The 20,011-nt window shown below is 50.6% G+C and carries 18 protein-coding genes; 4 read left to right on the top strand and 14 right to left on the bottom strand.

Translation table 11 applies throughout. The features are described from left to right. Positions 1–12 precede the first annotated feature (12 nt). From LN341_RS15745 to LN341_RS15785, 9 genes are all read right to left on the bottom strand, one after another. On the bottom strand, positions 13–1,941 hold the full coding sequence (locus LN341_RS15745) for a hypothetical protein (protein WP_144409027.1): 1,929 nt from the start codon (positions 1,939–1,941) through the stop codon (positions 13–15). Between the two features lie 9 nt (positions 1,942–1,950). Then, positions 1,951–3,183, bottom strand: a complete 1,233-nt coding sequence (locus tag LN341_RS15750; RefSeq protein WP_234205864.1) for an alkaline phosphatase family protein — start codon at positions 3,181–3,183, stop codon at positions 1,951–1,953. Next, entirely contained in the window at positions 3,158–3,337 is a 180-nt protein-coding gene (locus LN341_RS15755; RefSeq protein WP_234205867.1) for a hypothetical protein, read from the bottom strand. The genes LN341_RS15750 and LN341_RS15755 overlap by 26 nt, the downstream gene beginning before the upstream one ends. Then, positions 3,330–4,532 (bottom strand): metabolite traffic protein EboE, encoded by a 1,203-nt coding sequence (gene eboE / locus LN341_RS15760; RefSeq protein ID WP_234205869.1) that lies wholly within the window; start codon positions 4,530–4,532, stop codon positions 3,330–3,332. The genes LN341_RS15755 and eboE overlap by 8 nt, the downstream gene beginning before the upstream one ends. Before the next feature lie 61 nt (positions 4,533–4,593). Further along, positions 4,594–5,478 carry a TatD family hydrolase gene (locus tag LN341_RS15765; RefSeq protein ID WP_234205870.1) on the bottom strand — a complete coding sequence of 295 codons (885 nt, stop codon included), beginning with the start codon at positions 5,476–5,478 and terminating at the stop codon, positions 4,594–4,596. Then, positions 5,465–6,409, bottom strand: a complete 945-nt coding sequence (locus LN341_RS15770; protein WP_234205872.1) for an EboA domain-containing protein — start codon at positions 6,407–6,409, stop codon at positions 5,465–5,467. The genes LN341_RS15765 and LN341_RS15770 overlap by 14 nt, the downstream gene beginning before the upstream one ends. A 17-nt stretch (positions 6,410–6,426) precedes the next feature. After that, entirely contained in the window at positions 6,427–7,377 is a 951-nt protein-coding gene (locus tag LN341_RS15775; protein WP_234205873.1) for a UbiA family prenyltransferase, read from the bottom strand. Beyond that, on the bottom strand, positions 7,377–9,296 hold the full coding sequence (locus LN341_RS15780) for a 3-dehydroquinate synthase (RefSeq protein WP_234205875.1): 1,920 nt from the start codon (positions 9,294–9,296) through the stop codon (positions 7,377–7,379). The genes LN341_RS15775 and LN341_RS15780 overlap by 1 nt, the downstream gene beginning before the upstream one ends. Positions 9,297–9,711: 415 nt before the next feature. Continuing rightward, entirely contained in the window at positions 9,712–10,170 is a 459-nt protein-coding gene (locus LN341_RS15785) for an N-acetyltransferase (RefSeq protein WP_234205877.1), read from the bottom strand. A gap of 211 nt (positions 10,171–10,381) precedes the next feature. On the opposite strand from LN341_RS15785, the gene LN341_RS15790 reads away from it, so the two are divergent. From LN341_RS15790 to LN341_RS15800, 3 genes are all read left to right on the top strand, one after another. After that, positions 10,382–10,699 carry a hypothetical protein gene (locus LN341_RS15790; protein WP_046220185.1) on the top strand — a complete coding sequence of 106 codons (318 nt, stop codon included), beginning with the start codon at positions 10,382–10,384 and terminating at the stop codon, positions 10,697–10,699. Between the two features lie 270 nt (positions 10,700–10,969). Continuing rightward, positions 10,970–13,417 carry a M9 family metallopeptidase gene (locus tag LN341_RS15795; protein ID WP_234205879.1) on the top strand — a complete coding sequence of 816 codons (2,448 nt, stop codon included), beginning with the start codon at positions 10,970–10,972 and terminating at the stop codon, positions 13,415–13,417. A 263-nt stretch (positions 13,418–13,680) separates the two neighbouring features. Continuing rightward, the gene (locus LN341_RS15800; RefSeq protein ID WP_234205881.1) at positions 13,681–14,595 is read left to right on the top strand and encodes a pirin family protein; all 915 of its coding nucleotides are present in this window, start codon (positions 13,681–13,683) and stop codon (positions 14,593–14,595) included. A gap of 46 nt (positions 14,596–14,641) precedes the next feature. On the opposite strand, the gene LN341_RS15805 is transcribed toward LN341_RS15800, so the two are convergent. The 3 genes from LN341_RS15805 to LN341_RS15815 form a co-directional block, all read right to left on the bottom strand. Then, on the bottom strand, positions 14,642–15,406 hold the full coding sequence (locus tag LN341_RS15805) for a helix-turn-helix domain-containing protein (protein WP_234205883.1): 765 nt from the start codon (positions 15,404–15,406) through the stop codon (positions 14,642–14,644). A 34-nt stretch (positions 15,407–15,440) separates the two neighbouring features. Further along, the gene (locus LN341_RS15810) at positions 15,441–15,902 is read right to left on the bottom strand and encodes a carboxymuconolactone decarboxylase family protein (protein ID WP_046220182.1); all 462 of its coding nucleotides are present in this window, start codon (positions 15,900–15,902) and stop codon (positions 15,441–15,443) included. A 928-nt stretch (positions 15,903–16,830) separates the two neighbouring features. After that, positions 16,831–17,043 carry a cold-shock protein gene (locus LN341_RS15815; protein WP_046220180.1) on the bottom strand — a complete coding sequence of 71 codons (213 nt, stop codon included), beginning with the start codon at positions 17,041–17,043 and terminating at the stop codon, positions 16,831–16,833. A 548-nt stretch (positions 17,044–17,591) separates the two neighbouring features. Here LN341_RS15815 and LN341_RS15820 point away from each other — a divergent pair. Further along, positions 17,592–18,569 carry a LysR family transcriptional regulator gene (locus LN341_RS15820; protein ID WP_234205886.1) on the top strand — a complete coding sequence of 326 codons (978 nt, stop codon included), beginning with the start codon at positions 17,592–17,594 and terminating at the stop codon, positions 18,567–18,569. A gap of 4 nt (positions 18,570–18,573) precedes the next feature. Here the strand turns inward: LN341_RS15820 and araC are convergent, their stop codons facing one another. Together araC and LN341_RS15830 are read right to left on the bottom strand one after the other, a co-directional pair. Then, complete coding sequence (araC, locus tag LN341_RS15825; protein WP_082095723.1) at positions 18,574–19,413, bottom strand: arabinose operon transcriptional regulator AraC; 840 nt, start codon at positions 19,411–19,413, stop codon at positions 18,574–18,576. Between the two features lie 51 nt (positions 19,414–19,464). Further along, the gene (locus tag LN341_RS15830; RefSeq protein WP_234205888.1) at positions 19,465–19,998 is read right to left on the bottom strand and encodes a hypothetical protein; all 534 of its coding nucleotides are present in this window, start codon (positions 19,996–19,998) and stop codon (positions 19,465–19,467) included. Between the last annotated feature and the right edge of the window lie 13 nt (positions 19,999–20,011).

Genomic DNA, 20,011 nt, shown 5'->3' on the forward strand with positions numbered 1-20,011 from the left:
TCGTACCCGCCTTTAATCTTGTTGAGTGAGATTGCGACGATACTGCTCCGCAGCCAGTTCTTTTGAGCCTTTGATATCTTGTGATGATTCCGCTTCCAGGCTGGCTTTTGCCAGTGGCGAGCTGATTTCACAAGAAGCACAAGGTTCAATCGGTAAAGGCGCGTCGTTCTGCCCTCTTCGCAGCAGGTAATTGCCGTTGGCGTCCTGCTCGCACAGCCACTTGAGCACCATTTGTCGCTTCGGCTCGGAAAGATCACGGGTGACAGGCATGTAATTCGGATCGCTCTGCTCGCGGGAGAAAGCCAGTTCCAGCAGATTGCGGAATCTCACCATCGAATCGTAACTGCTGAGATTAACCAGCATGCGGCCCATGATCGGGTACAGGTTGTTGTACTGACTCATAATGGGCTTGATGTCATCCCAGGTGGGTTTATCGGGCACGGTAAATTTGTCAAAGACCAGATTGGCAATAAAATCAAACATCTGCTGGATATAACCCGGATCACTCACCGGTGTGTAACTGAGTAGATACACCTGGCCGTCGATATACTCTCTGGGATTACCCGGCGCCGAAACGCTGTAACCATAATGCGCCCTGCCGTGTGAGTCGGTGGCGACGGTCTGGCCGAGGGAGATGGCAGATGCCGGGATGTTGATGACAGGAATAGGCACATCTGCCGGTTGTGGGCCACCGCCGCCCATACCTTTTGCCGGCGGCTGGAGCGTCACGGCAATCTTTTCTCCGGCAGCAGGAATACCATAACGGGATGCGTACAGATCGACCGACACAGGTACAGCCGGATTTAACCGATGTACCACCTGATCGGCCCGCACCAGAAGCCCTTCTGCCGTTTCCCGGATCAGCACGCCATTGTTGTCTGTGCTCAGCAAGGCCAGCGGCTGGCACTGTATTTTCTGAAGCAGAGTCGGGTCAATATCAGTGACATTGAACAGCGCCCCTTCAGCATTGAGCCAGTCCGGTGTCAGATAAGGGATCGCACCGCCAATCGGGGTAAACTGATTGCCAGCGATGAGCTGGGTGTCGCCTTCTTTGATGTTCTCAAAAGGCGGCTCTAAGACCACCAGTTTCATCTTGCCAAGATCAACAAAGGCGCCGTCAGTGCCCGACAGCGGTAATGCATTACTGAAGTCAACGCACAGATTGCGGTTGGCAGCATCCACCTGAGCATTAAAGAAATTAATGTTTTGTGTCGTATTCTGCCCGTTGGCTGGCGCAAAACGACGCCCGAGCACAAAGGTATCCGGCTCAAAATCCAATGCCGGGCCAATCACCCCGCTGACACGGCCAATGGTAAAGTCCGGATTCTTATGATCCATGTTGTAGCTGTACAGCATCATGCGGACAGACAGTTTTCCAACCTGCTCTGTCATTGCTTTCAGCTGCTGCAGAAAAGGGGAATGACTGGAATCAACCCAACTCAGATCCTCCAGTACCGACTGATAAATTGCCGTGGCAGCCTGATCGCCGGCACCGCCGCCCTGCTGTCGGCCAAACAGAATGTCACGAAATGGTGCAGGCAAAAAACGGCCTGCCACGAAATCTGGCGTCTTGCCGTCCGTCAGCCGCATGCTCAGCCCCCAGATTTCAGAGACCATCTGCATCTGCGGATCCAAGTCCACCATTTTGGCACTGACCAGATCATTAGAGCCACCCAGCAACATGCCGATGACAGGATCTTTGGCCGGATCACTGGTAGTTGTACCGTCCTGATAGCCGACCTGCGTTACTCTGCAGTCGATCAAGCGAAACGCACCGGAGCCACACGGGTTCCACCAGCCATTGGTCGCACCCGGCCCGTATTCCTGATACTTGGGGACGAACTTGTCGACATCGAAATGGCGCACATCATTATTGACGGTTGATACGTCCGACTGAAACCGACCGGAAAACACCATCCGCAAGTTATTTAAGTAGCTCATATTGCCTCGCTATTGAAAGTGCTGTTGCAACAGACCACAAACTTGCTGCATGAGTAGACAATCCGGCTGATTCAACCGGTCTAACATCTGCTTATTATTGGTTATGAATATCGGTCCATCTTCCGGCCGTTCGGCCAGACGCCCGTGGCTGCCTTTCACCAGGGAAGGATCCAGAGGAATGACGTCCATGAGCATGCGCTGCCCGAGTTTTTTCTGGAGCAATCGGGCGGCAATTTTCAGTTTGACGAAACGAATCGTAGGGTCGACAAACAGTTCTGCCGGGTCGTAACCGGGTTTACGGTGAATATCCACGGTGCGGGCAAAATCAGGCGCTTTGCTGTCATCCAGCCAGTAGTAATAATTGAACCAGCAGCCCGGCTCGGCGATCAGCACCAATTCTCCTGCCCGCGGATGCGCAATGCCATACGCTTGCTGATCGCGGTCATCAAGCACCTGCGCAATACCCGGTTGTGCCTGCAACAGAGATTTCACGGCAGAAAGGTCTGCCGGATCTTTGATATACACATGCGCAACCTGATGATCCGCAACAGCAAAAGCCCGGCTGCTGCCACAGTCGAGCAATTCCCAGCCCAGTGACTCGCGAACGCGAAGTAAACCGGCTTCTCGTAACAGCCGGTTGACAGACACTGACTGACTGACCTGCGTAATCCCGTATTCAGAGACCACCATGACATCAGCGCCCTGCTCACGGGCAAAATCAAGCAAACGCCCGGCTTCGTGATCGATCATCGCCAGATCTTTGGCAATCTCCGGTGAGTCCGGCCCTAAGCGCTGCAGGTTGTAGTCGAGGTGCGGTAAATACACCAATTGGAGATGCGGGCGATTCATGGTGAATTCGAGCATGGCGCAATCGACAATCCAGCGGCTGGATCGGATATCGGCCGTTGGTCCCCAGAAATTAAAAAAAGGAAATGTACCGACCCTGGCTTCGATTTCCTGATGCAACTGCGACGGCTCTGAATACAGGCCCAAGATTTTGCGGCCATCGGCAGGATAATGCGGACGCGGCGTGATCGCATGGTCAACATCCGCGTACATGTTGTACCACCAGAACAGTTGCGAGCACCGCAGGCCGGGATTGTCCCGTTTAAGCTTGTGCCAGATTTTCTCGCCCTGAACCAGCTGATTGGGTTGCAGCCAGAATTTCACTTCTGCCAGTTCGCGAAAATACCAGCCGTTGCCCACGATGCCATGTTCAGCAGGCAACAACCCGGTCAACATGGTGGCCTGCGCTGTTGCTGTGACCGCAGGAAACACCCCCTTGCATGGGTAACATGATGCCGTCATTGGCCAGTGCATTCAGCTGGGGGGTGTGTTCACCGAGCAGGGCAGGCGTGAGTCCGACAATGTTGATCACAATTAAAGGCTTAGTCATGAATTAACAGCCCTCGGTCAGCCAGTTGCTGCTCCAGCCAGTGCAATTCACCGGCAATCCCGTCAATCAGAGCATCATCATCCTGAGGCTGCAACGCTGCCGGCAAGACACCCCAGGTGTAGGTTTCAACTTCCAGATAAGGCTTCACGACACCCTGATAGTCAGCAAGAAACTGAAAAACACCATTGAGTGTATCGTGCAAAGGCTTGATCGCCGGGTGTATACAGGATGAAACGCTGAGCGGTATATGAAAATGGACCCGCCAGCTTGTTGTATCGTTCAGCCCGGTTCGCGCCATATACATTGACGCTAATGCCTCAGACAAATCCGATACAGCCATGATTTGTCCGTCCGGGCGACGGGCTTTGACCTGATGGAGATAACGCGCTTCGGCGAATTCAGACAACAAATCGTGCACATCTGACACGGGATCACGCAGACTGTCCGTATCCACTTCGAACGCATTGGAAATCTGGATCTTTCCTATTGTGATGCCAGCTTCAGTGAGCCGGCGTAAGGCATCATAGCTGTCTTCATACATCACGCCCTGATGGCAGACATCGAAACACACGCCCAAATGTACCGGATATTCACCATTGGCAGCTGTCAGCGCCGAGAAAAACGCGATCAGCTGCGATGTGGTTTCCAGCACACAATCGGGCTCCATTTCCAGACACACCACAATGTGCTTGCCCTCCAGCGCTTTCAGCACAGCCAGTTCAGCATTGAGCCGTAATAACTGTTCAATACTCTTTTGCTGCTTTTCCTCACTCCATTGGTGCCGGTAACCGAGTGGTAAGGTTGAAATCGTCCCCTGCGCCACGGATGAAGGCAGACAACTGGCCAGAATGACCGCTAACTGGCAGGTATATTTCAGCCGCTCTGGTTCGCTCCAGTCTGGCAGATACACCGCCTCTTTCACCGTCCTCTGATGAAAGTTTCCATAAGGAAATCCATTCAGGCTTGTCAGTACCACACCTTGGCGATCAAGAGTTTCTCTGAACGCTTTTAACGATTCAGGCAACTGGAGTGTACCGGCTGCAGCAGCACTGAGCCAAAGTCCACTTGCCATGTCTGACAGCGCGCGCCAGGCGACCACACGGGAAAAATACCGCGCCAGATTTTCTTCCACCTCGGCCAGTTGCTCGCCAGGATGGAGATTGCTGCAGTAAGTCAATTCACTCCGTCGCCACATATATGCGCCTCTCCTTGTGCGTGTTGCGTGGGTTGTTGGAACCGAACGCCAGTTTTCTGTATCAGTTTTCTACAATGGGTGTTTGCCCGCGCAGTGCCGAATTGGATTCCCAAAGTTTTGTCTGATCCACACTGATGGGAATACTGACCTCCTCTTTGCTGATACGGCCACTTTGAGCAAAGAAATCTATCGGGTTATCAAACAGCACTTGGGTAATCTCCGCATCGCTGTAACCCGCCTGCCGCATCGCAGCGCCTGTTTTCGGCACTTTGAGCGGATCGCTGCATCCCCAGTCAGCAGCACTGTTCACCACCATTTTTTCCAGTCCGTACTCTTTCAGCAGCGCGACCATGCGTTGTTCAGACATCTTGGTATTGGGATAAATGGAGTGGCCGCGCCAGCAGTCGGTTTCCATCACCAGCGGCAAGGTTTGTTCATTCAGGTGATCGATAATGACCATGTGTTCTGGAATACCCACTTCACGGATCAACGCAATGGTGCGTTTCGTTCCGCCGATTTTGTCTCTGTGCGGGGTGTGAACCAGAACCGGCAATTCAAATTCCATCGCGAGCTGCATCTGTTCTGCCATAAACAGCTCTTCTTCAGGCGTAATATCGTCATAGCCGATCTCGCCGACCGCAACGACCCCGTCTTTGGCCAGAAAGCGTGGCAACACTGCCATGACTTCTTTCGCCAGTCCCAGATCATTGGCTTCTTTGGGGTTCAGCCCCATGGTGCAGTAATGATGGATACCAAACTGGCTGGCTCTGAACCTTTCCCAGCCCAGCAAGGTGTCAAAATAATCGATGAAACTGCCCACAGAGGTTCGTGGTTGCCCCTGCCAGAAAGCCGGCTCAATAACGCCGACAATACCGGCGGCGAACATACGCTGATAATCGTCTGTGGTGCGCGACACCATGTGAATATGCGGATCAAAATATTTCATGATTGAAGTACCCGGTGAGTGAAGAAAGCGATTGAGAATGGCCAAAGCGAGACGCGGTCAGAAGATGGTCTATCAGTTGTTGAACCTCGCTGGTCAGTGACTGTGATTGCCTTGCTGCAAGCCTTTGCCAGAATGAATCCGGGCAGTCCTGTGCACCATTATTAGCCAGTGCCAGTAAGGCGTAATACTGATGCGCATCAGACTCGGAAAAGACATACCCCAGATAGGTATCTTTGCCACTGTCAGACAAATACCGAAAGCGCATCCCCAGCCAGATTGACTCTGGCACTTGGCGTTCAGCCAGCAGCCTTTCCTGCACCAGATCCGCACAAAGTTGTGTCAGTTCTGCCGACTGGCGCAGTGGCAGGCCTCTGACTGAATCAATATTCAAATCAAGAAACAGCGCCTTGAGCACTAACTGATGAAACGACCGCTCATTGAAATACTTCACCGGGTAGGCATTATTCAGCGCCAGTGCCGCAAACAGGTTCACATCATTGGTCCGTGCGGTTTCGTGCGCAATACCGTTCAGTTCATGATGACTGGACAACCAGTCCAATGCCCTGACCAGAACAATCTTCTCGTTTTCATCGAACTGACGATAGATAGAGAACAACACATCACTCCAGTCCGAAACCGGCACTCTGGCTCTCAGCGTCAGTAACAGCAGTAAACGCCCGGCCTGATCCACCCGCCAATCGGTGCCTTCGGGTTGATAGGGCAACACCGCTTGCCCCAGCTTTCGCCGTGCCATGGCACTGGTGAGCAGCAAAGCGGACACGGCGCCCTCAACAGATTTGGTGCCAAGAATCTTGTCTCTGGCAACCTGTAGCCAGGTCCTGGCTTCAGAGGTCAGGGCAACCGCCAGTTCACTTTGCAGTGCGTCGGGTGAAAAAGGGCTAAGTGGCGTATCAAAACGTCGTGAATGCATGACTTTGTCTCACACGATCAGGTTGCCTGTATCCACTTCTGTAAACCAGGCATGATGAAAAACACCGCCACGCACAACAGGCTCGGCAGAATCAGATTCATACTGGCAAGCATTAAGCCATCCAGCAGCGGTATAGCCGCAAGCAGACCGCCGATAAAACCCCGTACATTTTTGTGCGGAGTGAACAGGCAACGTCGCAGGGTATCAAGCAAATACAAACTCAGACCGCAGGCATAGAGCCAGAAAAACGGGAAGGAATAACCCAGAAGACTGACCAGAAAAACAGGCAGGAAAAGCAACCCGACGGACCAGAGCTGAGAGACTTTATTCGTGTGCTCTTCACGGGCGACATAGGTGATTCCGCTGATATAGAGACACAGCGCCAATGCCGCGAGAAACAGCTCAGGGGTAATCTCTGCCAGCATGAGCGCAGCAATCAGGTAGACACTCAAACGGCATCCGCCCATCAGCACCGCGCTGTGCCTGAACCGCTTATGGACCAGGTTGTACAGCAGAATCAATGTTGCCAGTAAACCAACGGCAACCCAGCCATAGGCCGCCTGTCCGGGAACCGCGCGCTGATACAAACTCCCTGCCAGCCCCATTCCCAGCACCAGCATCCCCAACCCATTGAGCCAGACAGCGGCAACAGAGACCTTGCCCTGAGCAATGGGCCTGGTGTTGTTGTTCCGTCTGTCCCAGTTGGCATCAAAAGCATCATTCAGAAACATGCCGCCCAGATACATCAGTGAAAGGGATAACAGACAACCGGTCCAAAGCATGATCTGCAGGCTCAGGCTGCCCGGTATCCATGCTTCATTATCCATTGCGCCAGTACTCAGTGCGTCGTTACCCAAAATCTTGGTGTTCAGACTGGTTTGCGCAATCAATGCCGCAGCAAATACATTGCTCCAGACGCTGGGGAGATTGGAGGCGCGGCCAAGTGTCAGCCAGGTATGCAGGCGCATTAGCCTACCTCCGATAAAGTGAGCGACTCACTTCGCGCGCTCACTTCAGCCTGATGCTCGCGTTTCAGGGCACGTAAGGCGCTCAGCAACCGGTCTGCATCAATGTCGTGCACTTCGACGCCCACCCCGACAGACGACAAAAGCGTGACACATAGCTGGCCGCCAAGATGCTGCCGGAAATCCTCCAGCCCCTGAAACACCACGGGCTGGCCAAGCTCATCACACCGATCCAGCGCCGGGTGCCATAAGGCAAAACCGAGTGCTGTCAGCAGCTGAATCAACCTTTGCAAGTCACCCTGGCTCAACAGCCCGATCTCTGCCGCATAATAAGCATCCAGCGCCATGCCGATTGCAACGGCTTCGCCGTGACGACACTCATAATGGCTCATGGCTTCCAGTTTATGTGCGGCCCAGTGGCCGTAGTCCAGCGGACGGGCGTTTCCGGTCTCGAAAGGATCGCCGGCAAGCGTAATCTGGTTAATGTGCAGCTCAGCACACCGCGCGATAGCATATTGAGTGGCCTGATCGTCAAAGGTATTCAGCGAATGCGCATTGTTTTCCAGCCAGTCAAAAAATTCTCCGCTGCGGATGGCGGCCACTTTCACCGCTTCCGCCAGACCCGCACGACGATCACGGTATGACAAGGTATTGAGCAGGGAAAAGTCGTTCAGCACGGCGAAAGGCGGACAAAAAGTACCAATCAGGTTTTTTGACCCATAACCGTTCACACCATTTTTCACCCCGATACCCGCATCATTCTGAGCCAGCACTGTACTCGGCATGCGCAGCAATTGAATACCGCGGTGAAACGTCGCGCACACATAACCCACAGTGTCCAGCACAGCACCACCGCCCACAGCAATCACCACATTGTGTCGGTCCACCTGATGATTCAGCAGGTACTGATACAGCAGGTCTGTCTGCGATACCTGTTTTATCGCCTCCCCGCCTTTCACCACCAAAGGTTGTCCTTTCAGGTGTATGTATTGCTGATGTTGCTGAAAATAAGCCTGCGCCTGTTCCAGCCAGTCGGGACTTTCATTCACGACCCCCTGATCAACAATCAACACACAACCTTGAACCGCCTCTTCCCGGCGCGCTCTGAGCAAGAGCGTTAATAAATCCGAGTTGCTGGGGGAGAAAACATCGTGCGTAAAACAGACGGGATATTGGTATTGAACTGTAAAGCGGGCTTTGATTGTCTCAATCTCGGTTGCTGACGGCTGGGTATGTGATGTTGAGGAAACAGCGGATACTGGCGTCACTCGTTGCCAGAATCTATGCAGCAACCAGCCAATCACCGGAATCAGTACGCTGCCAGCCACCACTAAAAAGAAAGGATCACTCTCGGCGCTGTAGAGACTGACATACGCAAAAGCACCAGCTAACCAGCCGTTGGCCAGCGAGGTAAACAGTAAGAATTTAGCAAAGGGATACCCAAGCATGCCTGCCGCAATCACTGAGGTCTCAGCAAGTACAGGCACACCCCGCATCATGATGAGCGCGCCGCCGCCCATTTTGTCCGCCAATTGCCGGGCCTTTTGACGCTCTTTCACAGATAACCAGCGCGTACCCATCCATTTTTCCGAGCAATCACCGAGCCAGTATCCAACACAGCAACCCAGTGTCAGCCCCAGCCACACAGAAGCCGCACCGGGAAGCGGGCCTAGAGCGGTTACCGCGAACATAGCCACCACACTCGAAGGCACAGGCAGAACAATGTCAAATGCCAGGATGACGACAACAAAGAGAAAAAGCAGAAACAGCCCGGAACCGTGAGAACCGGAAAGCTGAGAAATGGCTGATGACACCCATCCCATTGCATCCTGTTCAAACAATAAAAAGCTGATGGTGATCAGGGCCATGACACTTGCACAGTAAAGCAGCAAGACAGTGCCTGTTCGCTGAAATGTATCCATATGTCCAACCTTGCCCAACTGAAAGTGGGTGACTCACCGACCGGATACATCGCACTCGCTTACTGACTTATCCCTGTCAACAGAAAGCAAAAAGGCACTCTGGTCACTCAACGCTGAGTCAAGAATCACACCACATCGTTTCCAAAAAGGAATCATTGTTGTTTGAGTTGAATATAGCCCTGCCCGAATCAGGGCTAATGGAAGAACACAGCTTACACTCAATCAAAGGTTTATATTGCGAGCCGATTAGGAAAATTAATGTAAAAAATAATAAAGTCAGTTACATTAAAGTGAATGGGCAAAGAATAAAATAACAATTTAAAATCAACAAATTAAGACGATGCAGTATATAAAGACTTGGATTTTCACTCACTTGAAGATCTCAGGTAACCCATCACTCTTATCGCCACCATAGTTACTCCCTGTCAAATGGGTGAAAAAGCATATTGAACTCAAATTCAGATTCACTCATGCACTGGAAGCCAAGACGTTCATATAAACGCCGGGCAGGGCTGCCTTTTAATACACTTAAAGATACAGACTCATGATTGTCCGTCGCTTTAGTGATCAGCTCGGTGATGAGTGCCCTGCCTATTTTATGATTCTGATACTCGGGAAGGATTTGAATCTGAGCCAGATACCACTGGTTCAAATCTGCCTGATAAAATGCTTTAAACAAGCCAACACGTTTATCGGCTATTTCCACAATTTGCGCGTCATCAAAATGATAGAGAATTCGGTTTTTATAGGCATCTTTGTCTGTTGGTGCACCTGCCTTTTGCAAATACTGTCGCATAGTCCGATCACGCAATTTCAACAAAAAGTCCATATCTGCCCATGTCGCTTTTCTTAGTCGAACCGGGTCAATATCCATGCTTACTTCATCCTGTTCCATCTTCATTTTGATAATAAGTAGCATAGTATCAAACACTTAAAATCAATCCAGATAATACACACACCACTCATTCGAAAAAACCGAACAACACGGAAGAAAAAACACTCTTTAACGTGATGCAAATCACACTTATTATCACTACATGCTTTAAAACATCCTTCTCACCTGAATCAATTGTCGGAGTCACACTATGAAAACCTTTATTGCAGCACTGTTCACAGCCGCCATCGCATTTTCCGGTTCAGCATTCGCCGATTTAACAGAATCACTCACGGTACAAGTTACGCCTTTAAAAGGCGGGGCATGGGTGTTCGTAGAAAAAGAGGGCGTGCCGCAGGCCAATGTTGATGTTTCTGTGCCAAGCCAGAAATCCCATTACAAAACCAAAGAAGACGGCCGTGTTTTTGTTTACAGTCACAGAGAAGCGGCCCACACGCTCACCCTCAATATTTCTGAACAAGGTGGCGAGACATTTGCGGTTCAACGTCTGATTCCATCAAACCGATAATTCAGCAGCACCCACGACTTTCTACTGACACTGGCGCGTTTATCCGCGCCATTTTTATTCCTGCGCCTTGCCACTTTGCCCCTTTCAATTGGTGAGAGTTATTTTCTGCCCTGATTTTTTGTACTTGCCTGGCAACCATATCAGGCTGTTTCCTTTTTCGTTGATTTGTGGACCGACCTCTTAGTTTAATATTCAACACAGTGCACTATTATTTCCTGCTGGTATAACAGGCGGCTTACCTTAATACTGATAAATCAAATGGTTGGCCATATGAAATACCTACACTCAGGATGTCAGCGTTCAGCGCTGGCTTTGCTCATCTCCGCAGCTTTCTATGCAAACACAGCCTCTGCCGCGCCGGCTTGCGAGATTGATGCCTTGTCATCTTCACCGTCGCCGATCAGGACCATTGAACAGGCCGATCTCGAATGCAGAATTGCCTGGTTCTCTGCGCCTTCTGATATATTGAACTCGCTGTTCAGCGAGAGCAGTATTCGCCAGATACAACAGCAGTTAATGCTGCATATCAGTAACTACCGGGGAGAAACCCAGCAAGCAAGTGTCATCGAAAATCTCGGTGAATTTATCCGGGCTGCCTATTACGTGCGTTATCCGCATCAAGGACAATACGGCGATTTCTCTGATGCTTTAGATGTGTCGCTGGCAAATACCATTCAGACTTTTCTTGCCTCACCCTATGCCACGCAAAGTGGCAGGGAACAGGTTGCAGCGCTGAAAAGCATGACAACCATGGTAGACAACATCCGTCAGTTACCCTTGACCATGGCCAGCCAGTTACAACTGCTGAATCATTTCACCGCTGAAAAAGCACAGGATCTGCAATTTGTTGACACCCTCAACAACCTGTTCCGTGCTATGAGCGGACATATCGGCGTTGACCATTTCTATGATGATTTGGCACAACACCCTGAGTACCTGGAACAGTTACACCGGTTTATTCTGGAGAGTGAATGGGCCTTGGGCACTGAGGCTGATTTCATTGTGACCAATGCCGCCCGTGAAATGGGCCGTCTGCTGGTAACACCTCATGAATCGACCCGAACTCAAGTGCTCGCCATTCTGGAGTCACTGCTCCAGCGCTATCCGCTGGGCGGTAAGAGCGACAAAATGTGGGTCGGTATTGCAGAAATGATCAATTACTTCGCCCCCGAGAAAGCAGAAGCGCTGGGGCTGAAAGATGCGAAAAATCAGCTTGAAGCCAGAATCATGCCACTGCGCCATCACTGTGACGGACCGGCCATTATTCGCGCTCAGGCAATGACGCAAGAACAGGCCGCAGAGGCCTGCACTCTCCTTGCGGAGAAAGAAGCCGATTTCCATCAGGTCGTCAACAGCGGGTATCAGCCGGTAGCCGATGATTATAACGACAGTGTTGAGGTGATCGTTTTCAACACCAATGCCGATTATGTCAGCTATTCCAACTTCCTGTTTGGCAACACCACCAACAATGGCGGGCAATACCTGGAAGGCAATCCGGCCAACCCTGACAATCAGGCCCGCTTTGTGGCCTACCGGAATGAATATTCGCAAGGTTACAGTATTCTCAACCTCGAGCATGAATATGTGCATTATCTGGATGGCCGCTTCAATCTCTACGGTGACTTCAACGATGTATTAAGCCCGGGGCACACCGTGTGGTGGCTGGAAGGTTTTGCCGAATACATGCATTACAAACAAGGTTATGACGCTGCCGTTGAACTGGCCCGCAAACAAACCTATTCCTTGTCTGAGATACTGAGTACCACCTACGATCACGATCTGGATCGCATCTATCGCTGGGGTTACCTGGCCGTCCGTTTCCTGATGGAAAACCATCCGAATGAGGTCAATACTTTGCTCTCTTTCGCCCGTCAGGGTGATTACACGCAGTGGACAGAAACCGCAAATACGCTGGGCTCGCGCTATGCGGAAGCGTTCAATCAGTGGTTACTGACCGTGAGCACTGACGGTGAGCAGCCTGAGAACCCGGAGCCTGGCCAGGATGAGGCGAAAGCACTGGCATTAAACAGCACTGTCACACTGTCCGGTGCGGCTTACAGCGAGCAACTGTTCTATGTTGATATCCCTGCCAACACCCGCAATCTTACCTTTGCGATCACAGGTGATGGCGATGCGGATCTGTACGCAAGTTATGATCGCACTGCTCATTACTACGACTATGACTTCACTGCTTTCACAGCCGGCAGCCATGAACAGCTCACGATCAGCCCTGATGCCAATGGCAACATCAAGCCTGGCCGATATTATCTGAGCATTGCAGGGCGTGAAGCATTCAAGCAGGTCGTACTGAAGGCCGCTGCGGATATCGCCGAGCCCGAGGAAAATGGTGGACACACCGGTTCACAGCCCGCAGATGATTTAACCCCTGTAATATTAGAAGCCGATACCCCTCAGACGTTACGCATTTCAGCGCAGCGTTATCTGGGATTTTATGTGCCGGAGGCAGGACAGACACTACGGGTCTGGGTAACACCAAGCGAGCAGAACCAAAACGCGAATGTCAGCCTCTATGCTGCCAGCTCGCACTGGCCGACAGCAGAAAGACACGACACAGCATCGGCTGATCCAGACAATCAGGCGTTCATCGAAATCACGGCTGACAAAGCCGGGTACATGCATTTACTGTTGACCAATGCAGGTGAAACCGCCCATGTTGAGGTATACGCAGCAATCGTCGGATCTGAACGCGATATCTGACATTCAAGATCAAACGCGTTTTAACGCTTAGGCATCACTCAAACAGCGCAGTACGGACACTGCGCTGTTTTTTTTGTCTTTCACCCTTGGACAATGTATTTAAACCGAAACACCTGACATGTCTCACCCGCCAATTGGTCCATTCTTCTTTCTGCACAGGCTTTTTCCATCTTTGTTCAAGACTATGTTTGTTCACGACCAAATTGTTCACGAATGACTGTCACTACGCCATACTTAAACCAAAACAACGGGCAGGAGAGATGATGAGCAATACATTGAAAGATGCAGAGCAGCCGTGTGACTGCACAGACAGTTGCGGGGCAATCAAGCGCATTCTGTTTGCAAAAGACAAAGACTTAGGGGGCTTTTCCGTTCGCCGCTTGCTGCCGACAGCACAACAGAAAATGGTGGGACCGTGGATTTTTTTCGACCATATGGGCCCGGCGAATTTTCCCGCAGGCGAAGGGATTAACGTGCGTCCCCATCCGCACATCGGCATCGCAACCGTCACCTATTTATTTGAGGGCGAAATTCTGCATCGTGACTCGCTGGGAAGCCTGCAACCTATTCAACCCGGCGACATTAATCTGATGGTCGCAGGCAAAGGGATTGTGCATTCCGAACGTGAACGATATGAAGTCACCGCTACTGATCACCTATTGCATGGCCTGCAGCTCTGGTTAGCGCTCCCGCTGGCCGACGAAGAATGTGAGCCGGCATTTTATCACTACCCGAATGACACGATTCCATCCCTTCATATCGACGGTGTTCCGGTCAGAGTATTGATGGGCACCGCGTTTGGCGTAACATCACCGGTACAAACATTTGCAGAAACCCTGTACGTAGAAGCAGATCTCCAGCCGGGACAGCGCTTCACCCTGCCGATGGCCGAAGAACGCGCGATCTACATTGCCAAAGGCCATGTCACTGCAAAAGACAGCGACTTGCCGGAACATAGCATGGCCATCGTGTCGCAGCAGGAAGGCATCACCATTGAAGCAAAAGTGCCCTCCCGCATTGCGATTATCGGGGGTGAAAATGTAGGCACACGTTTCATTGAATGGAACTTTGTCTCCAGCCGTAAAGCGCGGATTGAACAGGCCAAAACCGACTGGCGAAACCACGATTTTCCGCTGGTTCCTGGTGATGAGACGGAGTTCATTCCTTTACCAGACTGACAACCGTGAAAAAGAAGCGTACTCAATGAGCATTCAGTGACAAGCGCTATCTGCCCTGCTTCTGTTTGACCAGCCGGCTGTATTGCTTCGGAGTAATTTTAGCGATGTGGCTGAACTCCCGCGTCATATGTGCCTGATCGGCAAACCCTTGTTCAGCGGCCAGATCCGCCAGCGGGATATCAGGTGAGCGCTGTATCAGCTCCAGTGACTGTTTGACCCGCAGAATTCGCTGATAGTATTTGGGCGTCATGCCCATCCATTTCTGGAAATGTCTTTCGATCTGCCGGGTACCGACCGGCAGCGCTTGTGGCCAGCTGTAAGGCTGCACCGCTTTCACAATACGGGTAATCGTCTGGTGTGTAGCATCGTCAGTATCCAGATGGTATGTCAGCCAGCGATACATGGCGACAAGGCGCGCCTGATGGTGGCGGCACGCGCCAAGCTGCTGCTGCAGCGATTGAAGAAAATAGAAACGATCCGGTTCATCGGCAATGGAAACCGGATGGTCAAAACGCTTGCCCAGCACGCTATAGCCCATGCCGGGATGAAAACGAATCCCGGCCAGAACAGCACCGGGAGGCAAAGTCACATACTGGGCTTCTTTACTGTTTGGCATGATCATCACGCCTTCCGGCTGACTGTAATTCCCAAAACAGACCTCGCCTCCCAGATTGAACATGATGCCGCTTCCGGCATCACTGAACAGCAGTTTTTTCTCATCAACAACCCGATGAGGTGACACAGAAAGCGACCATATTCCCTGAACATGATCTTTCAGCACGCCTTGTGGTTTAAAGATCCTGAAATCCATATATGGTCACTATCCTATATCCTGTACTGCGGTTCTATGCTGCGGTAAAACTCCCGACTTCGGGTTTGAAGGTTTTTACCACCCGGTTCCAGCTGTTAATCGCATTGATGGCGAACGTCAGATCAACCATAGCCTGTTCACCAAAGGTGTCCAGCACCTGCTGATACATAGCATCGTCCACAGGTTTGCAAGCGCTGAGGTGTTCTGCAAATGCCAAAGCGACTTTTTCCTGCGCGGTATAAAACGGCATGTCGCGCCAGGCGTTCAATCCCCAGATACGTTCCGGTTGCTCACCCAGTTTGAGTGCATCTTTGCTGTGCATGTCGATACAAAAAGCACATTGGTTGATCTGTGATACACGCAGTTTCACCAGCTCCCAAATGATCATCGACATGGTTTGTGATTCACTGAACTGCTGATGAAAATAGTTTTCCTGCTGGAACAGAATCTCTATCGCTTGCGGGGCAATGCTGAAGTAGTTTACGCGTTTCGTCATGTGATATCTCCTCTGTGTTGAACATGAAGATACTCAGCCAGGCGTGTGATTTATTGAATATTTCCGACACAGAACATGATTCGTTCATGGTTGTGACCGTCAATGGACGAAACGTTGCAACCTGTACGCACTGTTGCGAGCAAAGCACATCAGCAGCCCAGCTGGAAATACAGCTAAAAAACCGGATGCAGTTGCTTAAGAATTCGATTTTTATACGGTGCTGGCTGACCTGCGCATTTTCAGGCTGAAGTAAAGACGGCAACAAAGATACGGGGGCAAATGAATATCATCGGCGGGAAATGACTCAATCATCGTTCACTGCATGGCCTGGCGGCGGTAGCCATGAAATGAATGACTGGTGGTGTTATGGCGAAGTTATGACGAAAAAACGCTGAAATGACCAATCACTTGATTTTCACTGTTCAGAATATTTCCCGAGTGGGATCTTTCACAGTAGGAAAAATCGATATCTCTGCGGGCAATATTTCCCTGAAGGTGGACATGCCGGAGCAGGACATCATCATTTAACTGATGAATACGTGAACTCCAGGATTTTTGTTCTTGATAAAGCGTAAAATTAACAATCACTGAATGGCGACCCTCTTATTTTCGGATGTATTTTTAGTACGACTTTGATGAAACCAAAATCGATGACGACCAATTGAACGAGACATAATGTCTCCTTATTTTTTCTTTCAAATAAGCAAAATCATTACGTATAAAACGCAATATGAAACTTGCTTAAGATAAATATGCTAATGGAATTTATTTGCAGTTTAATGACAAAGCAAATACTGGTGTTTGATGGTGTGTTACGAAGGCGTTTGGAAGCTTACAGCTGACGTGCTTTTAAGGCAGGAGAGGCATAATTTTCGTTGTCGATACATTGGCGTAAAAGGCATAGTGCCCTTTACGCCAATGAAAAAAATTACAGTGCTACTACGTTAGCAGCCTGTGGGCCTTTCTGACCTTGCTCAACGTCAAAAGACACTTTCTGACCTTCAGCCAGAGTTTTGAAGCCTTCTGAAGCGATTGCACGGAAGTGAACGAATACGTCAGCACCGCCGTTGTCTTGAGTAATGAAACCGAAACCTTTCTCTTCGTTAAACCACTTAACCAGACCAGTTGATTTGTTAGACATAATTTGTCCCTTTTATTTAGATGAATTCAAAATATTTACCGCATTCATGCGATGCGCTGAGAGCCTAAATTATTGAATGTCACAATGAAGCTAAGGGAAACACTGAGGATAACGACAGTTACGAAGAAATTCTGAGGTTTTACTTTGACTTGAAGTTGCATTAATTAATCTGAGCGACAGAGCAAGATGAATCATACGCGACTCTCCACCGTTGTAAAGGTTTATTTGATCTGGTTCTAAAATAATATCGCTGTCTGCCTGAAAAGCCTCTCTTTCGTACATTCTTTCCCCGGTCACAACCATCCGCCATACCCGAGGAAAATCCGTTACGCGTAATTTTCAGCACCTGCCAGACAAGCAGAACCGAGGAGAACACCGTCAGCCATCACACGCCCGCTGTACTGAGGTCCGGAACCGGATAATACCCATCTCGAGTATCAAGATTCACTTTGCTTACCTATAGTTAGAACAATAAGAACAATGGAGCGCCTACACTTCCATTGCGACGTGATGAAATCTGATGGATAGGTCAATCAACAACGATGAACATGGATAAGTCATTTGCCCTGCTGCACTACTTTCAGGCGGTCGCGGAGTACAACAGCTTTTCCCGTGCGGCGAATAAGCTGAACATTTCGCAGTCCACCATCAGTGCCCAAATCAAGAAGCTGGAGTCCCAACTTGGCTGTGATCTGTTTATTCGTGAGAACAAACATCACTTCAAGTTAAGCCGTGAAGGCATGACATTGCTGGCAGAATGCCAGACCAGTCTGAACGGGTTGCGTCACTGCATGATGTCACTCGGACAAACAGAGACAATGGCAGGTTCGTTCAATCTGGCCTGTTCGGTCGCGCTGGGCAATCGGGTGATGCTGCCTGTCATCGACCAACTCATGGCCACTTACCCGCACTTGGTAATCAATCTGGTCGAAACCAGCCTTGAAAAAGCCTTCTTTGACGATGATTTAGATATTGCGCTGAATTTTTCTCAGCCTGAACCGGCCTTTTATTACCAGCGGGTGGCAGACGTCGATAAAGTGATTGTCGCCAGCCGTACATACCTGAAACGTTACGGTACGCCTGCCTCACTTTCAGATCTTGGTGAGCACCGCTTGCTGATTCAGTCGAAAGGGAAATTAGACTGGCCGAACATCTATGCTCAGCAAAGTAAGTTCTCCCTGCCTGAGCGCAGCCAGTATTTTGAGACCAACCTGACCAAAATGCATGCCGCCGAAAGAGGGATGGGCATTGCCGTGCTCCCCACTTACCTGTATTCGCCCGATAGCCAGTTAGTGCCTGTATTACCGCATTACGCCCTGCGGCTGAGCGAATCTCTCTACATCATGTGCAGCAAAAAAAAGGTCAGGCAGCCGGGCATGGTCGAGCTGATTGTCGAAATCGCAGAAATGATCCGGCAGCGGCTTTACGATACCACCTTTACCGCTGAGTGTTTCCCTGGTCACGAGGCCAAGCCTTCAGGAACAGAACAAGCTCAGAAAGCGGCAGAACGGATTCTGGACGTGTAGCGCCTCAGGTGACCTGCTCACGATACAGCTTAGGGCTGACGCCTGATTTACGCTTAAACACGCGGGAGAAGTACAAAGGGTCGGTATAGCCGACAATGCGGCCGATATGGTTGATGGAATAGTTCGTGGTAACCAGCAATTGCTTGGCACGGCTGATCCGCTGATCATCCCGCCACTGAGTGATGGTCATTTCCATTTCATCCCGGAACAAATGCCCGAGCCGCGACGGGGACAGACAGATATGGGCGGAGATGTCTTCAATGCTGAAATCCTGATTCAAATGCTGCGTCATATAATTCATCGCTTCGATCACACGCGGATCAAGCGGCCTGCTCACCACATCCGGTTGCAGACTCTTACAACGAATCAGTAGCTGCTCCAGCAGATTCACCGCCAGGTCGTTGCGATAGGGCACATCCGACTTCGAGGTGTATTCGATATCGATAAATAACCGTTCGATATGACGAATCGTCTCTTCATCTAATCCTCTGGTGATGTACACACCATTCTTTTCTTCCTGCCAGTTCAGCCAGTCGTGCCAGAATGCCCGTGGCCGAAAATACACCCAACGGTGAAACCAGGACGAACAATCTTCCTTGCGTTGGTAGTAATGTGCCGCAGAAGGCGGGAACAGCAAGAGATCCCCGGGCTGGACATCAAACGCATCCTTGCCGTGGAAAATGGTTCCTTCCCCTTTGCTGGTAAAATTGATGATAAACCCTTTCATTCCGTTCGGGCGATCAATCGTAAAGTCGAGCTCATCCCCTTCGATAATCGGCGTCAGCCCGGCAACCAGGTGGGCATCAAAATTATATCCGGGTTTGAGTGGATCGTTTTGCATCATTCGTTTTCTGTACCCGCTGTAAGCAGCCTTCTAGTGTATGCAGGCGGCGCATTAAGTACGAATGTTCTCATCACAGTTTTGACCTAACAACAGCCACAGAGAGGCCGAAAAGGCTTCGCAGAAACCATGAGTGGTCTGCTCGATTAAATATTCGCTTGGCTGTCCATTGCGTTGAAACAGCCAGCTCACTGCAGGTTTGCTATCCGATTGCGCTTCCTGCAACACGGTTGAGCTGATCTGATGCGCCAGTTCAAGCCGGGAGGGAATCGGATTACGGGCCAGATAATCAATTTCCAGCCTGTCTGCACTAAACCTGTAAGTCATGCTGATGGATAAGGTGTCGCCCAGGGTGAGATTGCACCACTGCTCCAGCTGATGCGCTTTCCGGCGAAATTGCCAGCGAATATCATGCAGAGACAAAGCCCGGCCATTCACGCTGAGCGCGAGCACAGCCTGGCACTGCGGCTGATCCCGAAAGTAAAGAATAAAGGTCTCAGGTTCAGCGACAGAGACTTCCACCCGCCAGTCCTGATAGCCCGTCGTCTCATGTTGCAACCCTGCTGCTATGGCGTTGTCTTCTTTCACAAGTGATCCGTTA

It is taken from the genome of Photobacterium sp. TLY01, from assembly GCF_021432065.1.
Lineage (GTDB): Bacteria > Pseudomonadota > Gammaproteobacteria > Enterobacterales > Vibrionaceae > Photobacterium > Photobacterium halotolerans_A.

Bases quoted from the DNA above. Each gene is read 5' to 3' on its own strand.
- LN341_RS15750 (WP_234205864.1), bottom strand. From the start codon at position 3,183: ATGTTGACCGGGTTGTTGCCTGCTGAACATGGCATCGTGGGCAACGGC.
- LN341_RS15820 (WP_234205886.1), top strand. From the start codon at position 17,592: ATGGATAAGTCATTTGCCCTGCTGCACTACTTTCAGGCGGTCGCGGAG.
- LN341_RS15815 (WP_046220180.1), bottom strand. From the start codon at position 17,043: ATGTCTAACAAATCAACTGGTCTGGTTAAGTGGTTTAACGAAGAGAAA.
- araC (WP_082095723.1), bottom strand. From the start codon at position 19,413: ATGATGCAAAACGATCCACTCAAACCCGGATATAATTTTGATGCCCAC.
- LN341_RS15755 (WP_234205867.1), bottom strand. From the start codon at position 3,337: ATGACTAAGCCTTTAATTGTGATCAACATTGTCGGACTCACGCCTGCC.
- LN341_RS15800 (WP_234205881.1), top strand. From the start codon at position 13,681: ATGAGCAATACATTGAAAGATGCAGAGCAGCCGTGTGACTGCACAGAC.
- LN341_RS15805 (WP_234205883.1), bottom strand. From the start codon at position 15,406: ATGGATTTCAGGATCTTTAAACCACAAGGCGTGCTGAAAGATCATGTT.
- LN341_RS15770 (WP_234205872.1), bottom strand. From the start codon at position 6,409: ATGCATTCACGACGTTTTGATACGCCACTTAGCCCTTTTTCACCCGAC.
- LN341_RS15785 (WP_234205877.1), bottom strand. From the start codon at position 10,170: ATGGATATTGACCCGGTTCGACTAAGAAAAGCGACATGGGCAGATATG.
- LN341_RS15790 (WP_046220185.1), top strand. From the start codon at position 10,382: ATGAAAACCTTTATTGCAGCACTGTTCACAGCCGCCATCGCATTTTCC.
- LN341_RS15775 (WP_234205873.1), bottom strand. From the start codon at position 7,377: ATGCGCCTGCATACCTGGCTGACACTTGGCCGCGCCTCCAATCTCCCC.
- LN341_RS15795 (WP_234205879.1), top strand. From the start codon at position 10,970: ATGAAATACCTACACTCAGGATGTCAGCGTTCAGCGCTGGCTTTGCTC.
- LN341_RS15810 (WP_046220182.1), bottom strand. From the start codon at position 15,902: ATGACGAAACGCGTAAACTACTTCAGCATTGCCCCGCAAGCGATAGAG.
- LN341_RS15780 (WP_234205875.1), bottom strand. From the start codon at position 9,296: ATGGATACATTTCAGCGAACAGGCACTGTCTTGCTGCTTTACTGTGCA.
- LN341_RS15765 (WP_234205870.1), bottom strand. From the start codon at position 5,478: ATGAAATATTTTGATCCGCATATTCACATGGTGTCGCGCACCACAGAC.
- LN341_RS15745 (WP_144409027.1), bottom strand. From the start codon at position 1,941: ATGAGCTACTTAAATAACTTGCGGATGGTGTTTTCCGGTCGGTTTCAG.
- eboE (WP_234205869.1), bottom strand. From the start codon at position 4,532: ATGTGGCGACGGAGTGAATTGACTTACTGCAGCAATCTCCATCCTGGC.